The sequence below is a fragment of the Candidatus Stoquefichus massiliensis AP9 genome (genome assembly GCF_000455285.1).
In the GTDB taxonomy this organism is placed as follows: Bacteria; Bacillota_I; Bacilli_A; order Erysipelotrichales; family Coprobacillaceae; genus Stoquefichus; species Stoquefichus massiliensis.
This window is the reverse complement of sequence record NZ_HG005307.1, coordinates 1-2,150: the sequence shown is the minus strand read 5'-3', so window position 1 is coordinate 2,150 and position 2,150 is coordinate 1. Positions and strand designations below refer to the sequence as shown.

At 42.1% G+C, this 2,150-nt stretch carries 3 protein-coding genes; all 3 read right to left on the bottom strand.

Features of this window, described 5'->3' with window-relative positions; all coding sequences use genetic code 11:
- On the bottom strand, positions 1-689 hold a 689-nt coding region (locus tag BN350_RS20750), incomplete at its 3' end, for a LytR/AlgR family response regulator transcription factor (RefSeq protein ID WP_187117159.1).
- Between the two features lie 57 nt (positions 690-746).
- Positions 747-884, bottom strand: a complete 138-nt coding sequence (locus BN350_RS21945) for a helix-turn-helix domain-containing protein (protein ID WP_261797258.1) — start codon at positions 882-884, stop codon at positions 747-749.
- A 260-nt stretch (positions 885-1,144) separates the two neighbouring features.
- Positions 1,145-1,546 (bottom strand): hypothetical protein, encoded by a 402-nt coding sequence (locus tag BN350_RS18015; protein ID WP_028044835.1) that lies wholly within the window; start codon positions 1,544-1,546, stop codon positions 1,145-1,147.
- Positions 1,547-2,150 lie beyond the last annotated feature (604 nt).

Genomic DNA, 2,150 nt, shown 5'->3' with positions numbered 1-2,150 from the left:
AATGTCTGGTCGTGATAGCGGCGGCTGATGGGGAATGTCCTGCCATCATCCATGAGGGCATCTGCGGACTGTATCTCTTTTACATGGCTTAAATTGAGGATATAGCTGTTATGGGACTGGCAGAAGCAAAATGAGGGAAGCTGCGGCTTCAATGCGGACAGTGCACCGTTCCAGTCACGAAAGCCATCTTGAAGCCATATTCTTGTAAGATGCTGTGTGGCTTCCAAGGCGTAGATATCGGCATAGGGTATCGAAAGTGGTCTGCCCTCTATCTTAAGGACAAGCCTTGCATCCGCGTAGTTTCGGCGGTAATCGGATAACAGGATGTCACTGAACTTCTCAAAATCCACCGGTTTCAGCAGATACCACAGGGGCTGTGTATCGAAGCAGTCAAACACGTAGTCACGGTGGGACGTGATATAGATGATGCTGCATGTCACCTGATGCTTGCGCAGCGTCTTTGCAAGCGTCATCCCGTTTTCCGTGGAAAGCTCAATGTCCAGCAGCAGAAGCTGGAAGGCAGTTTCATTTTCCAGAATCCTGCGCTGCATGGGTGCGGCTTCACAGAAGGATTCTATTTCAAAATCTGTGCCGCGTATAAGTGCGTTTTCTGACAGGATTTCTTCTGTTTTCCGGCTTAAATGCTTCAGGAATGTTTCATCATCGTCACAGATTGCAATACGGTACATCTGCTTCACCGCCTTTCTAAAAAATAGTGCTGTTTCTTGGTGAAAGTATACCATTTTTTACAGGTACAGACAATTTCTTTTTTTGACCTTTCCGCTTTCGATACGGCTTACCTGTTCACGGCTCATTCCCGCCATGACCGCAAGTCTTGTCTGCGATATGCTGTAGGCAGAACGTCTGTCCTTAAATGCCGTTATCCAGTCGTTTTCATTCAGTTGTTATCCCTCCATTCATGGAATGTGACATTTGACCGCCCATGTCACACTCACGGCGATTTGACGAAAACCCTTGTACTTAGCGGAGTTTCCGTTACTTTTTTGACTGTTTCCTGTTGTATTGTACCCCTCTGTTAGATACCGAGGGGCTGTACTGGTGCAGGGCAAGCCCTGCACCACAAAACGTCGCTCCTGCGGTCTTGTTCGCTTCGCTGACCGCCCTCTCCGTTTTGTGGCTGGGCTTACCTGTTCATGCCAACATATATCATCACATAATCAACCTCTGGGGAAAGACAGGCTTCCAGTACGTCTTTATCCAATTCATTCTGACGGATGTTGTCTTTTTCAAGAAAGGCTCTGTCCAGCAGTTCAAACGTATAATCAATTTGACAGTTGCAAATGGTCTGTCTTTTGTTTAATCGTATGAAGAATAAGCTAGGGAAAAATCGTTCATCAAAAATTGCATCCGGAATGACAACGTCTGCTTTTTGTTCAAATTGATTTTTAGGGTTACACTTGAATTGTCTGTATCGTGGCATTGTCATTTCATCACAATCTGTAATAAATTTTTCGTAATTGACACAGACACATTTTACGTTTTTGCCAGTTACTTCGTTTAATACTTCCATTTCTTTTACTTCCATTTATCTATTATTCTCCTTTTGTTTTTCTTCGGACTTGCCTTGCGTCAGCAAGCGTTCCGATAGTCTGTAAAAATCGTGTTCTTTGGGGACAAGGGGAGTATAAAACTCACTGATAACACTTGTACCAACGCTACACGGAATTTGAACGGCTGAAATAGAAAAGGAACGCTGAATTTATGCGTTCCATAGTCTATATGCTTTATTCAATTTTGATGTTTCAATACGGATGTGCTGTACCATATCTTTGCATATCACAGAATATCAGCGTATCAAGGCTCATTCGTCAGTAGTAAATAAGTAGTAAAATGAATGGTTGCAATCCTTTGATAGTGCGATAGATACAGTGTTTTAGGGGATAATCAAGACTTTACTGTGTTTTTAAAAGAATAAATATGGAATAACAAGTCGTTCTATATTAATAAATTGGATTAAGAAGTATAATACCTATAAGGAACTTAAGGGCTATGATCCTAAGCCGGAGGTATATACAAAGATGGCAAATCGTAAAAACACTACAAAAGATGAGCGAATTGAGATAGTTAATTATTGCATTGATCATAACAAGGACTATAAAGGAACAGCAGCAAAGTATGATGTATCATAT

Excerpts from the sequence above, each read along its gene's own strand:
- BN350_RS18015 (WP_028044835.1), bottom strand. The coding sequence starts at position 1,546 with ATGGAAGTAAAAGAAATGGAAGTATTAAACGAAGTAACTGGCAAAAAC.